We start from the raw sequence: 19,248 nt of genomic DNA on the forward strand, positions 1-19,248 counted from the left end.
TCGATCATCCTATCGTACGACTCTTTTTACTTATGAGCCAGCCCCTTTAAACCCGCGAGTAACCAAAGGCTCCTTCTGGTCCGATCTCACCACGATCGCCACGATCGGCAGCCACCGGTACGCGAAATAGCTATTCGATACCGAGCTCGCGGGCTCGCGCATTCACTTCCTCGATCATTCGATCGAGGCCTTTTTCTTTATAGCCGTCTATAATTTCCTGCCAGGCGGCTTCGACCGGCAAATCGCTGATCATGACGCGAATCATATCGTCGTTGTCGAAGATGGTGAAGCCGTCCTTGGTCGGGGTGGACAATTGCGTCAGCCGCGGCTCGTAATCTTGCTTGTGGGTCTCGCGCATCGAATAGTCGACCAGCCCTCGCTGCGCCGTCCGCGCTTTCGGCGAAATTCCCACGTAGTCCATGTTCAGCTTAAACATGCCGTCCCAATCGAGCAGGTTGGCGAACGTAGAGAACGCTTTGTATTTGGTCATGACGCTGACGTCCGGATCAAGCGGCTTAACGCGTCCGTCCTCAATAACGAAGTCCGTGTTTTCCAGGCCGAAACGTCGCATCTCCTTGAACTCGTCCGTATTCATATAATCGAACAGCTCCAAAATGCGAGACAGCTTCCGGTCGTCTACCTTGGCGGAAATATAGCTTTCGGACCAGAACGTTTTGAATACGGAATGATATCTATTGCCGTCCATAGCCGGCAGCGGCTTAAGCAGCTTGACTCGATCGTAGAAGCTGTCGTCCCCGGGATGGAGCTTCAGCCATCTCTCCTTATAGATGTGAACGTCCAAATTTTGCACTCCGCCCGCGATGATCAGCGCCGCTATTTTGCCTTCGGCGAACTTGTCTCTGGCCATATCCCCCCGGGTGACAGGGAGATCGGAATCGATCAGGCCGGCCGTGTAGAAGTCTCGGAGCAGCTTCAACGATTCGATGGACTGCTTCGAGAAGACGGCGGGAATGTAGCGTCCGTCCTCCTTGATCCACTTGAAATCGCTGCCGCTGCCGTCGCTGGTGGCGGCGGGAGAGCTGTACAGCCAGAACAGCCCGCCAAGCAGCAGATTGCCGACAGTGGACAGTCCCCTCACGCTCTTCTTCTCCGGATCATGATCGACAATCGCCTTCAGCATCTCGCGGAACTCCTCCCAGGTCTCGGGTTCCCGAGTAATGCCGGCTTGCTGGGCAAGGTCCCACCGATAGGCGACGATCCGGTCCAGAACGTTGTAGTCGGTGCTGTCGTACGTCTGGCGCGGGATGAAATACAGCTTGCCGTCGTCCTTCAGGTCGTCGGTCCCAGGCAAGCTCAAATAGACCTGCAAATTCGGATAGGCAGACAGATCGCCGGGAATCGGCTTGATAACCCCGCGGTCCCGCCAGCTCCTGTAAGATTGGGTATTCATCGCGTCGACGGAGAAGATATCCGGCAACTGGCCTGCCGACGCCCACATTTGAATTTGCTGCATGTAATTTTCAAGCTTGATCGGAATCGGTTTAATCGTAATATTCAGTCTTTGCTCCAGCAGCCGGAGTGCCGGATCGTCCTGCGTCATGTTCTCCGCCAGATCCCAGAAGGCAACGGAAATCTCCAGCGGTTCCGAAGGAGCGGGGAGAGCTTTGCCTTTCGAGGACGGGCCGGAGCACCCGGAAAGCAATGCGGCCAGCAAAAGGGAGACGAGCGGCCAGACGGCCAAGCGACGGCTCATGCGTTCCCCTCCCGCGGCGACCCGGCTTGCAGACGATACTGCCGAGGCGTTATTTTCTCGTATTTCTTGAACAGCCGAATGAAATAGAAGTAGTCTCGGAACCCGACGCCATCCGCGATTTCGCCGATCGTTAGGCCGGTCGTCTCAAGCAGCAGGCGAGCCTGCCGCAGGCGCACCTGAGTCAAATACTCGGTAAACGTAATGTTCAGCTCGCGCTTGAACAGCTGGCTCAAATAATTGGGATTCATATAGAAGCTTCTCGCGATACTCTGAATGGAAATGTCGCTGCGATAGTTTTCGTTAATATGCTTAACGATTTCCTTCAGGTTGGCATGCGCCGTCTTGCGCTCCCCCGAAGTTGATCCCGGCTCACGGAGCTCCTCCCGCAGGCTGTCGATCATCGCGTCGAAGCTGCGGTACAAGTGATAAAGCTGGTCTCGGCTGAAAATGTACTCCTCCTCGGGCGGAGCGGACGGATCGGAGGAAGAGTGGAAGTAGACGATATTGTAGACGATAAGCGCAAGTACGATGGTCATGCCTCGTTTGTTGGCAGGCAGCGCCATCTCCTTGAGCAGCTGTCGCATGGCGGCGATATCCTTCTTGGCGGCGCTGCGTTCGAGCTGTCGCACCAGGAGGCCGGCCTCCGTATCGCCGGCAGCCTCTTCGCGAAAATGAACCGCATCCCGTCCATGGACGAAGAAATCCCAAGCGTGCTCGGTCGCCGCATCCAGCGCTTTAATGGCTCCCGACAGCTCCCGTCCCGCGCGCGCGGCTCCAATGCCGAGAATGTCCGCCGGGATCGGCTCGCGGATTAAACCGCGCAGCTGCTCCGCTTCCGCGCATTGCACGAAATAGCCGATTCGCGAGGCGCCCAGATGGACAGCGACCGAGTGCACGCCTTCTCTGAAGCTCAATCGGCCCTTGCCAAGCGAGACGAGCGCGTACAGACAGTCCGCATCGAGGCCGTTCGCCCGCAGGCTGCGATCGAACGCCGCATCGGCGCGTTCCGAGGAAGGCTCCTCGATCAGCTCCAGCAGCTCGTTCTCGCGCTTCTGTCGGATGTCCTCGATTGCCTTGGCCGCCGTCTTGAGCAGGCCGTCGATCTCATGGTCGTCGAACGGCTTCAGGCAGTAGCCCAGCACGCCATAGCTTAGCGACTTTTGCACGTAAGCGAACTCGGCGTAGCCGCTGATCACGACGATCTGGACGTCGGAGTCCATTTCCTTAATTTGCTTAATCAACTCAAGCCCCGACAGCCCCGGCATCCGAATGTCCGTAAATACGATGTGGGGCTTCAGCTCCCGAACCATCTGAAGCGCTTTGGTTCCGTTATTGGCTTTGCCCGCAACGGCAAACCCCGACTTGCGCCAGTCGATTCCGGCCTCGAGACTTTTGAGCACCAGATTTTCGTCGTCGACGAGAACCGCTTTATACATCCGTATCCCCTCCCGGCTGCATAGTATCCAAAGGAATGTGCAGGACGATTCGTGTTCCTTGCCCGGCTTCGCTGTCGAAGGTTAAGCCGCCTTGCTCTCCGTAGGCCAACCTGAGACGGTTATGCACGTTCAGGACGCCGAGGCCTTCCGCGGGAACGGCCGGCTCCCGACCGTTGCGGCCGAGCGATGACGGCAACGCTAAGCGCCGCCGAATCTCCGCCAGCTCCTGCTCTTCCACGCCGACGCCGTCGTCGACAACGGAGAGAAGCAGTACTCCGTCATCCACTCGGCCAGTGATTAGCAGCCGGCCCGGCGTCGTTTTCGGTTCGAGTCCGTGGAAGACGGCGTTCTCGACAAGCGGCTGCAAAATCATTTTCATCACCGGGGCCCTTAGAGCTTCCTCGGTAAAATCGTAGCCGACTTCAAAACGGTCCTCAAAGCGAATCAGTTGCAGGAAGACGTACGATTGTACGGCGTTCAGCTCGCGGTCGAGCGTCACCCAGCCCGGTCCCTTGATGCTGTAGTGGAACAGCTTGCCGAGCGCCTTGGTCATCTCCACGACGCGGTCCGCACCGAGCTCCAGCGCCACGCCCTTGATCGATTCCAACGTATTGTACAGGAAATGGGGATTGATCTGGCTGCGCAAATAAGCGGAAGCGGCTTTCTCCTTCTCAATCTCGGCTTCCAATAGATGCGTCGTCGTCTCGACGAGCTTGTGTGTCAGGCTGTTCAGCTCGTTCAGCATACCGTTCAGCTTCTCGGCTACGACCTTCATTTCCAGATTGCCTTCCAGCTTCAGATCGTTCCTCGCTTCGCGAATCGCGCCTCCGGATTTAATGCTGTTAATGAACTTCACCAGAACTTGAATCGGATGGACGATGTTGTTGATGATCATCGCGAAGGGCAGAGCCATCAGAAGAAGCGCGAACAGGACGATAAAGACGCTTTGCGTACGCACCTTGTTGAGCTCGGCCAGCAGCGCTTCCTCCGGAATGAAGCTAAGCAGGGAGGCTTGAACGTCCGGGAGCGAGTGAAGCTGCACCGAGCCTTTGATTCCCCCGATGGAATCCTTGCTCGCAGGCAGGTCTTCAGATGCGCCGGCAAGCGCCTTGACGTTGCGGGCGATGTCGGGGACGTTCGTCTCCGGGAACGCGCGGCCGTACCGATCGATCAAATAAAAGCCGGCCCCGGGCTCCGACTGCGGCGTATCGGTATCGAAAAACATCGTCTCCACGTTGGCGATGACCGCAATATAGCCGATTCTTTTATCCGCTGAGCCGTTTGAGCCGTCGGCATAGATGCTTTGGGCGAACACGAGAGCGTTCTGCAGCGTGCCGCTGTAGCTGAATTTCTGCAAGCCGCTGACATAGACGCCGTCGGCGGCCAAGATTTCCGGCTCCAGTCCCCGCACGTATTCAATGCCTCCGTTAAGACTGTACTTTGTTCCGCGCGCGCCGATGAGCACGATATCCTCGATGCCCTGCCGTCCCGCCTTCAGGGAGATAATTTTCCGATCCAGCTCTTTGCTCATCTCGTACAGCAGACTAGGGTTAACCTGCGTCAAATATTGCTGAAGGAACGGGTCGAAGCCGAGATTCAGCATCATCTGTCCGACCTCTTCCACCTTCTGGGACATGCCGAGTTTAAACTTGCGGACGAGATCCTCGGTGATCTGGCTGTTGTTGCGGATTACGATTCGCGAGGTTTGCTCGTACAGCGAGTAGATGATCAGCAGCATAACTCCCAGTACGCATGCAACCGCTATCATAAATTGCGTTTTGATTTTCATTTTCTTCAATACGCCCACGAGGTCACCGCTTTCCGCTGCAGGTACACCGATTATATCACTTTCCCTTAGTTTTTAGAGTCGCTGCAAAGGGCACATCTAATTGGAGTCCATGTTTATCTAACGAGAAGACATACTTTGGGCGCGAGCGGAGGCTAATCGTCGTCCATTTTTATCTAAGGCGGCGCTATACTTCGGGATTTGCTGCCGATCTATAATCGTTATTGTAAGCGTTAACAACAAATTTATAGGGGGAATCGAATTTGAATAACAGAAGAAAGCTCGGCACGCTCGCATTGCTTTCGCTTATTTTGACGGTCGTATTGCTGGCAGGCTGCAGTAAATCGGCTGCGCCATCGGCATCGCCAAGCGAGTCTCCGTCCGCTACTGCGACTCCGTCGGCGTCGGCCTCGGAATCGGCGACGGCGTCTGCTTCGGAGAGTCCGTCCGCCTCGGGGCTGGAGGGCAAAGTCGTATTCTGGTCGATGTGGAGCAATACCGAGCCGCAAGCGAAGGTCATTGAGGCAGCGATTGCAGAATTCAAGGCGAACAATCCCGCCGTCGAGGTCGAGCTGAAGTTTAACGGCCGGGACATTAACAAGCTGATCAAGCCGGCTCTGGAGAGCGGACAGCAGATCGACATCTTCGAACAGGACCCGGGCTCGGCGTTGGCCAATCTGAAGGACCACGTGATGAAGCTGGACGATCTGCTGCAGCAGCCGTCGGTCGGAAGTGACGGCAAGTCGGTGAAGGATTCGCTCATTCCGTCGCTGATCGAGTGGGTCAAGACGCTGTCGACGGAAGCGGGCCTGGAAGAGGGCTACTACGCGATCCCGCAGCAGCCGTACGCGGTGTTGTTCTTTTATAACAAAGCACTGTTCGAGAAGGCCGGAATTACAGCGGTTCCAACGAGCTGGGAGGAGTTCCTGGCGGCGTGCGAAGCGCTCAAGCAGATCGGCGTAGATCCGATTACGTTCGACGACGCTTACCGCGATCTGTTTATCGGCGGATACTTAGGCAGCGCGATGGGCAGCGATTGGACGGACAGCCTGGTGAAGGACAAAACCGGCGAGATGTGGAAGGACCCGATCGTCAAGCAATTCGCTTCCGATATGCAGCAGCTTCAGGAGAAAGGCTATCTCTCCAAGAAGATCGCAGGCAACAAATATCCTGCCGGACAGCAGGATCTGGCTCTTGGCAAAGCAGGCATGTACTTGAATGGAACATGGCTGCCTAACGAGGTCGCTGCCACGGCCGGACCGGATTTCCGTTGGGGTTCGTTCCAATTCCCGACTGTGTCGAACGGCAACGGCGAGGGCGGACTGCAAGGGCTTACCTTCGGCGCTCAAGGCTTGCTGATGAATAAAAACAGCAAAAACGTCCCTGCAGCGTTCGAGCTCGTCAAATATTTGGTCGGCAAGAAGGCGCAGCAGGGAATGGCCGATCAAGCGCTGGCTATTCCGGCCACGCTCGATACCGAGTGGCCGGCTCCGCTGGCGGAAGCCGCGACCGCATTCGGCAACGCCAAGGTGAATATGCCGTGGGGCAACGGCATCGATAACGGCGGCGACTTCTCTACGGGCACGGTTATCCCCGTGTTCATGGAGCTGGCGACGGGCAAGCTGAGCCCGGATGCTTACGTCGACAAGATGAGCGGGGCGGCGAAGAAGTTCTACGGCGGCTAACTCTCGGTGGGGGGATGGGGCCGGGCGCGGCGGGCGGGTTAGCCGCTTCGCCCGGCTTTGTGCACATTATAGAATCCTGCAAATACCGTGATTTTGTTGGCCGATGCGTGCATTTCATCTGATTTATCGTACAAAATGCGGCGTTGTAAAAGTCGGATCGATAGATTTATACGATAAAACGTACAACTTGATTTCCAATAAGCGAAGAGGGATGAGGTTTGTACGAAATTTCAGCTAAGTCTAAGCCGACTTGCAAGAGTTTCAAACGGGAGGTGTCTCATGAAGCTGAAGAAATCGGTCATCGCCTTGTTTTTGGGGCCGGCCGTCGCGATCTACCTCGTCATTTTCCTGTATCCGACGCTGCGGACGTTCGCGATGAGCTTTTACGATATTCCTTCGCTGTCCAGCAAGGTGGCGGAGTGGACATTCATTGGCGGGGACAATTATGCGACGCTGTGGCGCAGCCCTTATTTTCTCGATTCGGTGAAAAACGTGTTGGGCATATGGGCGATCGGGGGCGCGCTAATATTCGCGTTCGCTTTTCTATTCGCGGTGATTCTGACCTCGGATGTGCGCGGGAAGGGCTTCTGGCGTTCGCTGATCTTCCTGCCGAACACGGTTTCGGCCGTCGTTCTGTCCGTCGTCTGGCTGCATTACGTCTTCAATTCCAGCTACGGGTTTCTGACGACGCTGTTCGAGAAGCTGGGGCTGACGAAGCTGGCGGAAATCCAATGGACCGATAACGAGCATATCTACTACTCGATGATCATTGCATTCAGCTTCGGATCGATCGGCTATTTCATGCTGATATTGAACGCGGGCATCGGAAGAATTCCGACCGATTATTATGAGGCGGCGACTTTGGACGGAGCAAGCGTCTGGACGAAGTTTATCCGAATTACGATGCCGCTGCTGCGCGACGTGTTCCGGACGACGCTTGTCCTGTGGACGATTACGGCGTTCAACTTCTTCGTCTGGTCGGCGACGTTCGGGCTGGACGATCCGCATACGGTGACCCCGGGCTATTACATGTACCAGAAGGTGTTCGGCAAGGGCGGCAGCGTGTATTTGGAGGAGTCGTTCAACGTCGGAGCGGGCGCGGGCGTCGGCATTCTCATTACGGTTGCGACGATTCTCGCCGCTGTACTGATCGGCCGCCTGTTCCCTAAGGATCGGCTGGAATATTAAGCGAGGAGGCGAATCCATTGCGCAAAAAAGGGCTGCAGCTGCTTCCTGCCTACGTACCGTTGGCGGCTTGGCTGGCGTTTTCCGTCGTGCTGTTCGGCTGGGTGATTCTGGCGTCGCTCAGCACGACGAGGGACATTTTCACCAATACGCTGTTAGGCAGCGGCATTCAATTTTCCAACTACACCGATCTGTTCGAGCAGCAGGAGATGGGTCGCTATTTCTTGAATAGTATCATCTATACCGTCGCCTCATGCGCCGGCATCGTGCTGGTCGCCGCGCCCGCCGCTTATATTTTGGGACGGGTCAAGTTCAAGGGCTCCGGTCTGATCCATCTGATGTTCGTGTCCGCAATGTCGATTCCGGGCATTCTGATCTCGATTCCGCTGTTTTCCCTGTTTGTCGGGATGAAGCTGACCGGCTCGATTGCGACGCTGGTATTGATCTATATTTGCACGAACGTGCCTTTCGGCGTGTTTTTCCTCACCGGATTTTTCTCGTCGATTCCGAAGGAGTTCGAGGAGTCGGCGGCGATCGACGGTTGCGGCCCGATCAAGGCGTTCGTGAAGGTCATTCTGCCGGTCGCGCAGCCGGGCATCATTACGTTGACGATCTTCAACTTCCTGGGCGTCTGGAACGAATACTTCTACGCGCTGATCTTCGCCAACGACGAAGGCACGCGGACGTTAGCGCTGGCGCTTCAGTCGATCGTCTACGGCTATTCCAACACGGGGAATTACGGCGGCATTTTCGCGGCGTGTATGGTCGTGTTCCTGCCCAGCTTTATCGTCTACTTGTTCGTGTCCAAAAGAATTATCGCCGGCATTACGATCGGTTCTGTTAAGGGGTAGAACTACAGTCAAAATCGGGTTTGTGAATTACCTATAAGGAGGAGAGATCGCCAGAATGAAGGTTTACACATCCATTGTCGAGCTGGAAGGAGCGCCGCTCGAGGGGGAGAACCCGCTGCCGATGTTCGCGAGCCGCAATCCGCATCGGGAGGTTATCGAGGACGGCAGCTTTACGCCCGAGCTGAAGACCGGTTTCGGCGACGACACCGGCGAGCGCTACTTGCCTTACCGGATGCAGGACCGTTATACGCGTCGGAGAAGACCCATGGCGCTAAAGACGATCGTGCTGGAAAACGAGCTGCTTCAGGCCGTATTTCTGCCGGAATACGGGGGACGGCTGTATGCGCTAAAGGATCGGCGGACAGGCCGGGACGTGCTGTACCGAAACCCGGCGTTCCAGCCGGCCAATCTGGCGATTCTCAACGCCTGGTTTTCGGGCGGCATCGAATGGAATATCGGCCAGGTCGGTCATACGTTCGGGACGTGCTCGCCCATCCATACGGCCAGAATGCGCGATCGCGACGGCCATGAATTCGTGCGGATGTACGACTACGAGCGCTGCCGCAACGTGTTCTGGCAGATCGATTTTCATCTGCCTCCAGGAGCGAAGGAGCTGCAGATCTATGTTCGCATTATCAATGACAACGAGCGTTCCGTGCCGATGTATTGGTGGACGAACATCGCTGTGGAGGAGACGGAGCGTTGCCGGGTGTTCGCGGCGACGGGCAAGGCGATCTACATTTCTCCGGAGCTGAGCGGCCACGGCGTCGGCGAGCTGCCGAGTCTGCCCTCGCTGCCCGGCGGGGACGCATCCTATCCGCTGGAATTTCCGTTTTCCAGCGAATATTTCTTCCTGACGCCGGAGGAATGCCGTTCTCCGTGGGAGGCGGTCGCTTATGAGGACGGGCGGCTGTTCTACGAGCGCTCCACGGCCCGGCTGCGCTATCGCAAAATGTTCTGCTGGGGCCACCATGCGGGAGGCCAGCGTTGGCGCGACTTTTTGGCGAAGCCGGGAGAGGGCGGCTACGTGGAAGTTCAGGGAGGCTTCGCTCCGACGCAGCTGCACGGTCTGAAAATGCCGGGGAACTCGGTGTGGGATTTCACGCAGTTAATCGGCATGGATCAGGTGGATCCGGAGAAAGCGCAGGCAGCGGATTGGCACGAGGCGCAGGCGACTGTGGAGAGAACGGTGGACGCGCTTCTGAACGAAGAGCAAGTCTATGCGATTCACGAGCGGTTGCGGGGGCATGCGGATCAGGAGGCGGGCGAGCCGCTGCATGCCGGATCGGGCTGGGGCGCGCTGGAGCGGCTTCGCCGTTCCGAAAGGGAAGGTCGCTCCGTACCCGAAGGACTCTCGTTCCCGGACGGCACGCTTGGCGAGCCGCAGCATGCATGGCTGGCTCTGCTGAGGGAAGGCCGAATGCCGGAGACGGCTGCATGGGACGTACCTGCGTCCTGGATGGTGCAGGACGAATGGCGCGAGCTGCTGGAGACGAGTCTGCGCACGGAGGACGGCCGGGGACGGAATTGGACGGCCTATCTTCATTATGGCGTGATGCTGCTGGAGGTCGGTAAGGAGGAGGAGGCGAAGGCAGCTTGGGAGACATCGCTTCGTCTTCGTCCTTCCGCATGGGCTTACCGGAACTTGGCCCGGCTTGCCGTGCGCCAGGAGGACGAGGAGCGGGCGGCAGCCTGCTATGAACAAGCCTATCTCTTATCCAACGGCTTTCCGGATCGCGCTTTCGCCGAGGAGTATTTGCAGCTGCTCGTACGGCGCGGGGAGTACGAACGGGCGTGGCGGCTCTACGAATCGCTGCCGGACGAGTTGGCCGGGGGCGATCGGATTCGGATCGTCGTCGGAGCGGCGGCGTTGGAACTGGGCCAGGACGAGTATATGCAGAGGCTGTTCGAAACCGAGTTCGCGATCATTCGCGAAGGAGAAGTGTTGATCATCGATCTGTGGTATAAGTATCATGCGACGAAGCTGGCGCAGGAGCGGGGAACGGAGCTGTCGGACGCACTTCTGACCGAAGCGAAGGCGAAGTTCCCGCCACCGGGTCCGATCGACTTCCGTATGATCGGGGGATAAGAAGCAGGCCGCGAACGAACAGAGGGAACACCTCTGCCGCTCGCGGCCTTTTTTGTATCGCCGCACCATTGGCTAGCGCGATCAGGTTTGTATTAGAGCCTGTTCAACAATTGCGTCGGCTGATCAAATCTGGACGTACGGATTCGCCGACACAATCGTCGCCGTCCGCTCTGCCAGCTCCGAGATCTTCACGAGTCCGAAGCCGTCCACTCCGGATACGATCTTATCGTTTAACGGAGCGATCCATTTTTCCGGTAGCGCCTGCGCTCCGAGAATCATGCCGACGATCGAGCCGACGGTGGCTCCGTTGCAATCCGTATCGAATGCGGCCGTTACCGCGAGTCCGATCGACTTTTGCAAATCCGTATCTCCGTACAGCAGCCCCATAGCGACGATCATGGCATTCGGATTCGTATGGCACCAATGGTGCGACTTATGCTCGTCATATTGAAGATGGATCCGCTCTATTGTTTCTTCCCAGCCAATGCCTTCCCGCCTCCAACTGAGCACTGTGCGGATATCTTCCGCCAATCGGGACTGCTTCGGAATTTCCGCAAGCCCCGCTTGAACGATCCGCTCGATGTCGTCCGTCACGGCTGCCGCCGCCAGCATGGCCGCTACCCACATTTCACCGTAAATCCCATTTTTCACGTGCGAGATTGAGGCGTCCCGCCATGCCATCTCCGCCGCTTTCTCCGGATGGCCCGGGTTTGCATACCCGAAGAAGTCCGCCCGGATCTGCGCGCCGATCCATTCCCGGTAGACGTTGCGGCAGGAAGCGGACCGAGGCGGCTCGATGCCGTTAACCAAGTTTTTGTATGCGACCCGTTCCGCCGTGCAAGTACGCAAAATCGGCAAGTTCATCAGCCACGAATCCGCCACGTCGTCCGGCGTAAAATCGAATCCGTACTTTTCCAAAATGGACAGTCCGATAATCGTATAGTTCATATCGTCGTCCTCGACCATGTGCCGGACGTTGTTAATCCAATTAATAAAGCTGCTGCCGTACACTTGCCCTTCATTTATAATCTCGTATTTGCCGATCAGCGCTTCTGGAACATCCGAAGACATATAGGATTGCAGCGGATAGTTGCCCGTTTCTTTAAGGAACCCGTGCAGCCGTTCGCGCTTCCAGCCTTCCACCGGCTGGCCGAGCAAACAACCTGCCGAGCGTCCGAGCCAAGCCCCGTAAAGTTTGTCATATAGCTGCCGTCCGGTCGGAGCTTTCATTACCGGAAAGCGGAGATCAGGTCTTTCCAATTGGATGCCCTCGAGATCGGAAGGCTCGCGATAGGCATATCCGCTTCTTCTTGGCAGCTGAGCCGTACGATCCAGCAATTGGCCTGCTCGTTCCTCGCGCTCCGGTTCCGAAGCTTCAAGTGCCTGAATGGCTGCAATTTCCGCTTCCAACCCTTGGGTATCATATCCTTCCTCGTAAGCTTGCAACTGCTCGACATGCAAATCGTCCGCATACTTCAACCATGGATATCGGCGCAATGTCATTTTTTCTCCCCCAAAGCTCATTTCCTTCATCTTATCTCGACCGGCCCTGTTTTTCTTCTTATTTTCATCTCATTAGTTTCTTAAAAACGGCTATTTCAATCGAAAAAATGTGGGTGGCGCTGACGGTAGTGTAATGAGGTGAGGCTGATGAACGAATTCGACAAGCGTTGACAGTATTATGATAGCAATGGCATAATTGGAAATATAAGAAATGGGGAAGCACCTCGCCAAAGTCGGACACGGGAATGTGTGGCTTTGTCGGGGTGTTTTTTAATTTGAGCGGGGAGATGAAGTAGATGGGGAGGAAAAAAACGAATAAGGATCGGATCATGGAGCATCCGGTAACTTACGAGGCTTATGCGGAAATGCCGGATGACGGACTGCGTTACGAGGTGCTGGACGGGGAACTGGAGCTGATGTCTCCGGGGCCGTCCACCGTTCATCAGGTCATTGGTTCAAGCTTGCATCTTCTCGTGCAGAGCTGCGCCTCGGAATATTTTATTCTGATAGCTCCACTGGACGTCATTTTGAGCCGAACGAACGTTGTTCAGCCGGACTTAATTATGATTCATCGCAGCCGCGCCGACATCGTGACGATACGCGGAGTGGAGGGGGTGCCCGATCTCGTCGTCGAGGTGCTCTCTCCAGGTTCTCGTAAGAGGGATCGCCTGCACAAGTTCCAGATTTATGCCAGGCACGGCGTACCAGAATACTGGATCATTGAACCTGTGGCGCAGACGTTGGAACGGTTTGAACTGAACAGTGAGCTGCAATATGAGCTGCGCGATTTGTTCGAGAACGACGACCGCGTGTCGTCGGACAAGCTGCCTTGTATCTCGTTCCCGGTTAGCGACCTATTCAAGGATGAGCTGGTTCGGAGGCTGTTGGCTTTGAACTGAAAGGCATCGGAGGATTGTGAGTCAAAGGAGGCCGAGGGGATGACGGATAAACGGAACGATGGAAGCCAAGCCAGAGATCCTGAAAATTACCTGATTGACGAAAGGCATGAAATGATTGAAGGGGTGCGGTATGATTTCCTTTCGTCTCCGGTATATGCGCATCAGCAGGTGCTAGGGGAGCTGTACGCCGCTTTTCGCACCAACTGCTTGACGGAAGGGAAAGTGGTGTTCGCACCGCTAGATGTTCATTTTGACAAGGACAACATTTTTCAGCCGGATTTGATTTATATTGCCAACGCGAATCGCGGCATTATCCGGGATGGGTACATCTATGGCGCGCCCGATTTGGTTGTAGAGATTTTATCTGCAAGTACGGGAAGCCGGGATAAAACGATTAAGAAGAACGGCTATGAGAAATTCGGCGTGCGCGAGTATTGGATAGTAGATCTCGCCTATCGGCTCGTGGAACAGTTCGTGCTTGTGGAGGGAAAATACGCGGCGGTGGCGACACTGACGGAGGAGCAGACACTGACCTCGCCGACCGTACCTTGCCTCAGCTTGAAGTTGGGCGACATCTTACGGGAGGACGAGGGGGACGACGAGAGCGAAGCCAAGGACAAACAGGGGAAAGTGAAGGAGACTCCGGAAAACTACCTGATCGACGAGAGATACGAGATTATCGAAGGAGTGCGGTATGATTTCCTGACGTCTCCAATATATGCGCATCAACGGATACTAGCGAAACTCTATCTTGCTTTTCATAAAGACTGTGCGGCAGACGGAGAGGTGCTGTTCGCTCCTCTCGATGTTCATTTCGACGAGAATAATATTTTTCAGCCGGACTTGATTTATATTGCCAATGCGAATCGCGGCATTATCCGGGACGGGTACATCTACGGCGCGCCTGATCTGGTTGTAGAAATTCTATCCTCGAGCACGGGACGTCGGGACAAAACGCTTAAGAAGAACGGGTACGAGAAATTCGGCGTGCGCGAATATTGGCTGGTCGATCCCGTTCACCGGTTCGTAGAGCAGTTTGTTCTTCTGGACGGGAAATATGCGGCGGTAGCGACGCTGACGGAGGAGCAAACACTGACCTCGCCAACCGTGGCCTGCCTCAGTTTAACGCTGAACGAAATCTTCCCGCCGGAGAATGAGTAGAGCGATCCCGAAAAAACGTAATGTGCTGCAAGCCTGCTGGCCGAGCTTAGAGCGTCCAACCGCGATGTTGGGCGGCTGCAAGGGTGCAGGCCAAGCTTAGAGCGTCCAACCGCGATGTTGGGCGGCTGCAAGAGTGCAGGCCGAGCTTAGAGCGTCCAATCGCGATGTTGGGCGGTTGCAAGAGTGCTGGCCGAGCTTAGAGCGTCCAAACGGCGATGTTGGGCGGTTGCAAGAGTGCTGGCCAAGCTTAGAGCGTTCAACTGCGATGGTTGGGCGGTTGCAAGAGTACTGGCCAAGCTTAGAGCGTCCAAACCGCGATTGTTGGGCGGCTGCAAGCGTGCTGGCCAAGCTTAGAGCGTTCAACCGCGATGTCGTGTGGCTGCAAGCGTGCTGGCCAAGCTTAGAGCTTCCAAACCGCGATGTCGTGTGGCTGCAAGGGTGCTGGCCGAGCTTAGAGCGTCCAACCGCGATGTTGGGCGGTTGCAAGAGTGCTGGCCAAGCTTAGAGCGTCCAAACCGCGATTGTAAAAATGGTGGTTCTCAATCGCCTAAAAATTATACGGCCGCTTCGCTACGTTATTTCTAGAGCACGCTGCTAGGTTACCAAATAGAGTTCCATCGCCCCGCCGTTGTCCGCTCCAGCCAACACACCCGGTCCCGGATCAGCCAACACGCCGTGCCCAGGATCAGCCAACACACCGAGTCCCGGATCAGCCGATACGTCGAGCCCAGGATCAGCCGTTCGCGAAAGAAATCTTAATTTGCACGATCTCCGAGCGGCTGCCCAAGCGTATCGGCGGTCCCCAGAAGCCGTAGCCGGACGTGACGATGGAATGGAATTCACCCTTCTGCACATGGCCCCAATCGTTCTCGTATATCGCTCTAGTAATCAGGTGAGCAGGGGCGATCTGGCCGCGATGCGTATGTCCGGAGACCATCAGGTCGACTCCGTTCTCCGCGGCAATATCGAGCCCGTAGGGCTGATGATCCAACAGCAAGATCGGATTGTCGCGCGGAAGGTCAGTCATCAGCGAATCAAGCGAGGCCCGGTCGCTTTCCGTCTTGTCCTTGCGACCGACTAACGTCAGCTTGCCGTCCAACGAGATCGATTCGTCGTAAAGCACGTCCATCCCGCTCTGCTCAAGAGCGGAGATCAGCTCCTCCATCCGGCCTTTATATTTGTCATGATTGCCGAGCGATGCGTATACGCCGTAAGTCGCCTGCACGCCGGAGATAATCTCGCCGATGCCCTTGTCGAGATACACGTCGAGATTGTCGTCGATAATATCTCCTGGATACAGTACGAGATCGGGCTTCAGCGCGTTGATCTCCTCGACCATGCGCTTGGCATGGGCTTGTCCGGAGAGCAGACCGAAATGCATGTCCGCCGCCATAACGACGTTCAACTCCCGAAGATCGCCGGCCTGCTTATCGATGCGTATTTCATAAGTGCGGACGACGGGGCTGTATGCGTTAAACGTTCCGTAAGAGAGCAGCGATACGAGAATGAGCAGGGTAAGAGAGCCGGCCCATTTCTGTACGCGATGTCTCGGCAGGCTCGTTAGACGAAACAGCCAAATTCCGAGATGGACGATCGGCAGCAGCATAAGCAGCAGACAGAAAGCGGCCAGCCAGTAAGAGCCGATGATGCCCAGCGCGGGAAAATTGCCGACGAAGCGGCCGAGGATAAACGACGAGGCCAGAAAGACGAGCGCGACGACGTACAGCCATTTGAATCTGGAGGAGACCATCGGCCTCATCCATGTCCAGCCGCTCCAGCCGATATAGAAGACGAGAACGCCGTATACAGCTAGAAATAACAGTCCAATTAAGATAAACATAAGCTGCTCCTTCTTGTTGGATTAACCAGAATTTTAACACATTAACGCGACGATTAAGCAATCGGTTAAAATTTTCCTCCTATTTCCGACTGAATCTATGGTATGATACATCCTAAGAATTGACATTGGGAGCGTATACATGGAGCATCTAATCGGACGAAAAGTGCTAGCGGATGTGATCAACAAATACGGAGTTACGATTATTCCGGCGATGACCGTACTGAATGAAGACTCCGTCAAGCTCTTGTATAATCATAGAATCGATGAATCTACGCTCGCGCTAGAGCCGCTCCCCGCACAGCGGGAAGCTAGCTCGCAGAACCGTAAGCTGTTGAAGCAAACCGTGACGAGGTCGAAGGAATTGTTCGAGTCTATCTCCGATTCCGGACGCATTCCGCTGACGAACATTCGTCAGGAGATTTTGCCTGCGGTCCGCGATCTGTCCGGCAATCCGGATCTGTTCGAGCTGTTCGAGATTGTTAAGGCCAAGGACGATTATACGTTCGAGCATAACATCGGCGTCGGCATTATCGCGACGCTGATCGGCAGCTGGATGAATCTGAGCGAAGAGGAGCTGTCCACGCTCTCCCTGGCGGCCACGCTGCACGACATCGGCAAGGTGAAGGTGCCCGCGGCGATTCTGAACAAGCCCGGCAAGCTTACCGACGAAGAGTTCGAAATCGTGAAGAAGCATACCGTGTACGGATACGAGCTGCTGAAGGACGCTGCGGGAATCAACCCTCGTGTGGCGCTTGTCGCCCTGCAGCACCATGAGCGGGAAGACGGGCGGGGATACCCGCACGGGCTGGAGAAGAGCCGGATCGATCCGTTCAGCGCGATCGTGGCGATCGCCGACATTTTCCACGCGATGTCCTCCAAACGGCCCTATCGCGAGGCGACACCGTTTCACGAAATCGTCGCGCAGATGAGGCAGGGCAAGTTCGGCGACCTGAATCCGCAGATCGTATCTCTGTTTCTGGACAATCTGATGAAGAAGCTGCTTGGCAGACAGGTCGTTCTAACGGACGGCAGAGCTGCCGAAGTCGTCTATCTGAATCCTCACAACATGGAAGCTCCGCTCGTGAAGGCGGGCGAGCAGTTCATCGATTTGTCCAAAATCAGGAACGTGCAAATTCGCGAAATCGCCTTGGTCTAAAAGAAAGTAAAATCAAATCGCATAAGAGATCAAAATACCGTCAAAAGCCGACGGTATTTTTTATTGGAGCGGGCTGCTGCTGACTCCTTCGCGAATCCTCGACGAAGTGAATTGTCGACCCGACACTCGCGTTTGTTCCATAAGATGATTACGGTTTGAAACTCGATCGGTTTCAATCGGATGATCCACAAGCTGGCATGTCAACCTTGTGAAGCTGACAAACGATTTTCATCGGAAAGCAAGAAAACGAACAAAGAGCCAATTATGCCGAAGATTTGACTAAAACGCAGAAATGGAAGCGATTACAATCAAGGGGAGAATCTAATCCGAAAGGGGAATTCATAATGAGGACACAACTGACGGTACGAGGTAGAGCTTTATGGGGGCTGCTGTTGGCGATGGTCGTCGCATTGAGCGCGACGATGCCGGGAGCAGCCGTTCAGGCGGCCGCGGTCGCGATCGTAAATGCAAATCAGTGGAAGGATATGTCGGGCAACGTCATTCAAGCCCATGCCGGAGGCGCGATCAAGGTTGGCAGCGTGTACTACTGGTATGGAGTCGAACGAAACGAAGACGCAGGGTGGACGTTTAAGCAGATTAATCTTTACAGCTCGACGGATTTGAAAAGCTGGACGTTCGTCCATGCCGTTCTCACGCAGGGCTCTCACCCGGAACTTAACTGGAGCAAGGTCGAACGGCCGAAAATCGTCTACAACGCAGCAACGGGCAAATTCGTCATGTGGATGCACTACGAGAACGGAGCCAACTATTCGCTGGCCCACGCCGCCGTTGCGATTAGCGACACGGTGGACGGTGATTACGAATTTCTCGGCCATTTTCGGCCCGAGGCGGACGGGGTGGAGCACCAATCCCGCGATGCAACGCTGTTCGTCGACGACGATGGGACGGCGTACTTTATCTCCTCGGCCAGAGGCAACGCCGACCTGAACGTCTATCGGCTGAACGCCGACTACACGCAGATTGACGCATTGACCGCGACGCTGTTTCCCGGCAACTACCGTGAAGCTCCCGCGATGGTCAAGCGCAACGGCTACTATTATTTGCTTACCTCCGGCGCAACCGGCTGGTCGTATAACCAGGCGAAGTACGCTTACTCTACGAATATCGCTTCAGGCTGGTCGAGCCTCTACGACATCGGCAGTCCTTCCACGTTCGAAGGCCAAGGCAACTTCATCCTTCCCGTTTCCGGAACGGAAGGCACCGACTACATTTACATGACCGATCGTCATGCGGGAGCGTTCGGGGAGCATTTTAACTACGGAAAATATGTATGGCATAAACTGAATTTCGTCAGCGATACGAATTTGAAGCTCGATTGGTTTCCGAAGCTGTCTATCGACACGGCGGCGGGCAAGGTCGAGAAGGCCGCGCAGAACAACGGAACGGGATTGGGACTCAAAAAGGACTTCGCGCCGATCGACACTTTCCTGAGCGTGGGCTACGAGGATGAATACTTCTATATGAGCGACAAATTAAGTGCGGAATCCGCCTGGGAGAAAATCGACGTCGACGGCGTGTATTTTATTCTCAAGCATAAGCGGACGGGAAAATATTTGCACAACGATCCGGCCTTGGGCAATAAGCTGAATTTGGTCGATCCGGTTTGGACGGGGCACAACGTGCAGTGGAGTCAGACCGATGCGGGCGGCGGCTACGTCCGGCTGATTCACAGAAGCTCCGGCAAGGTACTGACCTCGTACCCGTATGGGGCGAATCTGAGTCTGCAGCCGACGACGAACACCTCAAACCAGACGAAATGGCGGTTGGTCGAGTAACTCGCGGCAGCGGGAGGCGAGCCGCCGGATTTCGCCCGGGCAAACGGTCTCCCTGCAGCTAGAATAAAAAGTGGACACCTCATAAGAGCAGACAGATAATGAAAACAACAAGAGGAAGAGGTGTCCGGGATGGGTGAGAAGAGACAG

At 55.7% G+C, this 19,248-nt stretch carries 14 protein-coding genes; 9 read left to right on the forward strand and 5 right to left on the reverse strand.

Going from position 1 to position 19,248, the window contains the following annotated elements; genetic code table 11:
* Positions 1-130: 130 nt before the first annotated feature.
* From DFP98_RS18615 to DFP98_RS18625, 3 genes are read right to left on the reverse strand one after another with little or no spacing between them, the layout of a single operon-like run.
* Positions 131-1,714, reverse strand: coding sequence for an extracellular solute-binding protein (locus tag DFP98_RS18615; RefSeq protein ID WP_116062103.1), 1,584 nt, complete (start codon positions 1,712-1,714; stop codon positions 131-133).
* Positions 1,711-3,150, reverse strand: coding sequence for a response regulator transcription factor (locus DFP98_RS18620; RefSeq protein WP_116062104.1), 1,440 nt, complete (start codon positions 3,148-3,150; stop codon positions 1,711-1,713). The genes DFP98_RS18615 and DFP98_RS18620 overlap by 4 nt, the downstream gene beginning before the upstream one ends.
* Complete coding sequence (locus DFP98_RS18625; RefSeq protein WP_147310233.1) at positions 3,143-4,939, reverse strand: sensor histidine kinase; 1,797 nt, start codon at positions 4,937-4,939, stop codon at positions 3,143-3,145. Before DFP98_RS18625 ends, DFP98_RS18620 begins: the two co-directional genes overlap by 8 nt.
* A gap of 260 nt (positions 4,940-5,199) precedes the next feature.
* On the opposite strand from DFP98_RS18625, the gene DFP98_RS18635 reads away from it, so the two are divergent.
* The 4 genes from DFP98_RS18635 (at position 5,200) to DFP98_RS18650 (ending at position 10,746) form a co-directional block, all read left to right on the forward strand.
* Positions 5,200-6,621 carry an ABC transporter substrate-binding protein gene (locus tag DFP98_RS18635; protein ID WP_147310234.1) on the forward strand — a complete coding sequence of 474 codons (1,422 nt, stop codon included), beginning with the start codon at positions 5,200-5,202 and terminating at the stop codon, positions 6,619-6,621.
* A 279-nt stretch (positions 6,622-6,900) separates the two neighbouring features.
* A complete protein-coding gene (locus DFP98_RS18640; protein WP_116062108.1) occupies positions 6,901-7,809 on the forward strand; it encodes a carbohydrate ABC transporter permease in 909 nt (302 codons plus the stop codon).
* A 17-nt stretch (positions 7,810-7,826) separates the two neighbouring features.
* Positions 7,827-8,657, forward strand: coding sequence for a carbohydrate ABC transporter permease (locus DFP98_RS18645; RefSeq protein ID WP_116062109.1), 831 nt, complete (start codon positions 7,827-7,829; stop codon positions 8,655-8,657).
* 55 nt (positions 8,658-8,712) lie between these two features.
* A complete protein-coding gene (locus tag DFP98_RS18650) occupies positions 8,713-10,746 on the forward strand; it encodes a DUF5107 domain-containing protein (protein ID WP_116062110.1) in 2,034 nt (677 codons plus the stop codon).
* A 123-nt stretch (positions 10,747-10,869) separates the two neighbouring features.
* Here DFP98_RS18650 and DFP98_RS18655 read toward each other — a convergent pair whose 3' ends face one another.
* Positions 10,870-12,249, reverse strand: coding sequence for an ADP-ribosylglycohydrolase family protein (locus tag DFP98_RS18655; RefSeq protein WP_116062111.1), 1,380 nt, complete (start codon positions 12,247-12,249; stop codon positions 10,870-10,872).
* 296 nt (positions 12,250-12,545) lie between these two features.
* Between DFP98_RS18655 and DFP98_RS18660 the strand changes: the two genes are divergently transcribed.
* The 3 genes from DFP98_RS18660 to DFP98_RS38710 all read left to right on the forward strand — a co-directional run bounded on the left by DFP98_RS18660 (position 12,546) and on the right by DFP98_RS38710 (position 14,814).
* Positions 12,546-13,148, forward strand: a complete 603-nt coding sequence (locus DFP98_RS18660) for a Uma2 family endonuclease (RefSeq protein WP_116062112.1) — start codon at positions 12,546-12,548, stop codon at positions 13,146-13,148.
* 39 nt (positions 13,149-13,187) lie between these two features.
* Positions 13,188-14,309, forward strand: a complete 1,122-nt coding sequence (locus DFP98_RS18665) for a Uma2 family endonuclease (protein WP_116062113.1) — start codon at positions 13,188-13,190, stop codon at positions 14,307-14,309.
* Positions 14,310-14,574: 265 nt separating this feature from the next.
* The gene (locus DFP98_RS38710; protein WP_147310235.1) at positions 14,575-14,814 is read left to right on the forward strand and encodes a hypothetical protein; all 240 of its coding nucleotides are present in this window, start codon (positions 14,575-14,577) and stop codon (positions 14,812-14,814) included.
* A 228-nt stretch (positions 14,815-15,042) separates the two neighbouring features.
* On the opposite strand, the gene DFP98_RS18670 is transcribed toward DFP98_RS38710, so the two are convergent.
* Positions 15,043-16,149 carry a metallophosphoesterase gene (locus tag DFP98_RS18670; protein ID WP_116062114.1) on the reverse strand — a complete coding sequence of 369 codons (1,107 nt, stop codon included), beginning with the start codon at positions 16,147-16,149 and terminating at the stop codon, positions 15,043-15,045.
* Between the two features lie 139 nt (positions 16,150-16,288).
* Here DFP98_RS18670 and DFP98_RS18675 point away from each other — a divergent pair, with 139 nt between their 5' ends.
* The gene (locus DFP98_RS18675) at positions 16,289-17,305 is read left to right on the forward strand and encodes an HD-GYP domain-containing protein (RefSeq protein ID WP_116062115.1); all 1,017 of its coding nucleotides are present in this window, start codon (positions 16,289-16,291) and stop codon (positions 17,303-17,305) included.
* 344 nt (positions 17,306-17,649) lie between these two features.
* Positions 17,650-19,101 (forward strand): family 43 glycosylhydrolase, encoded by a 1,452-nt coding sequence (locus DFP98_RS18680; RefSeq protein WP_116062116.1) that lies wholly within the window; start codon positions 17,650-17,652, stop codon positions 19,099-19,101.
* The last annotated feature ends 147 nt before the right edge of the window (positions 19,102-19,248 follow it).

The organism is Cohnella phaseoli (genome assembly GCF_003386235.1).
In the GTDB taxonomy this organism is placed as follows: domain Bacteria; phylum Bacillota; class Bacilli; order Paenibacillales; family Paenibacillaceae; genus Cohnella; species Cohnella phaseoli.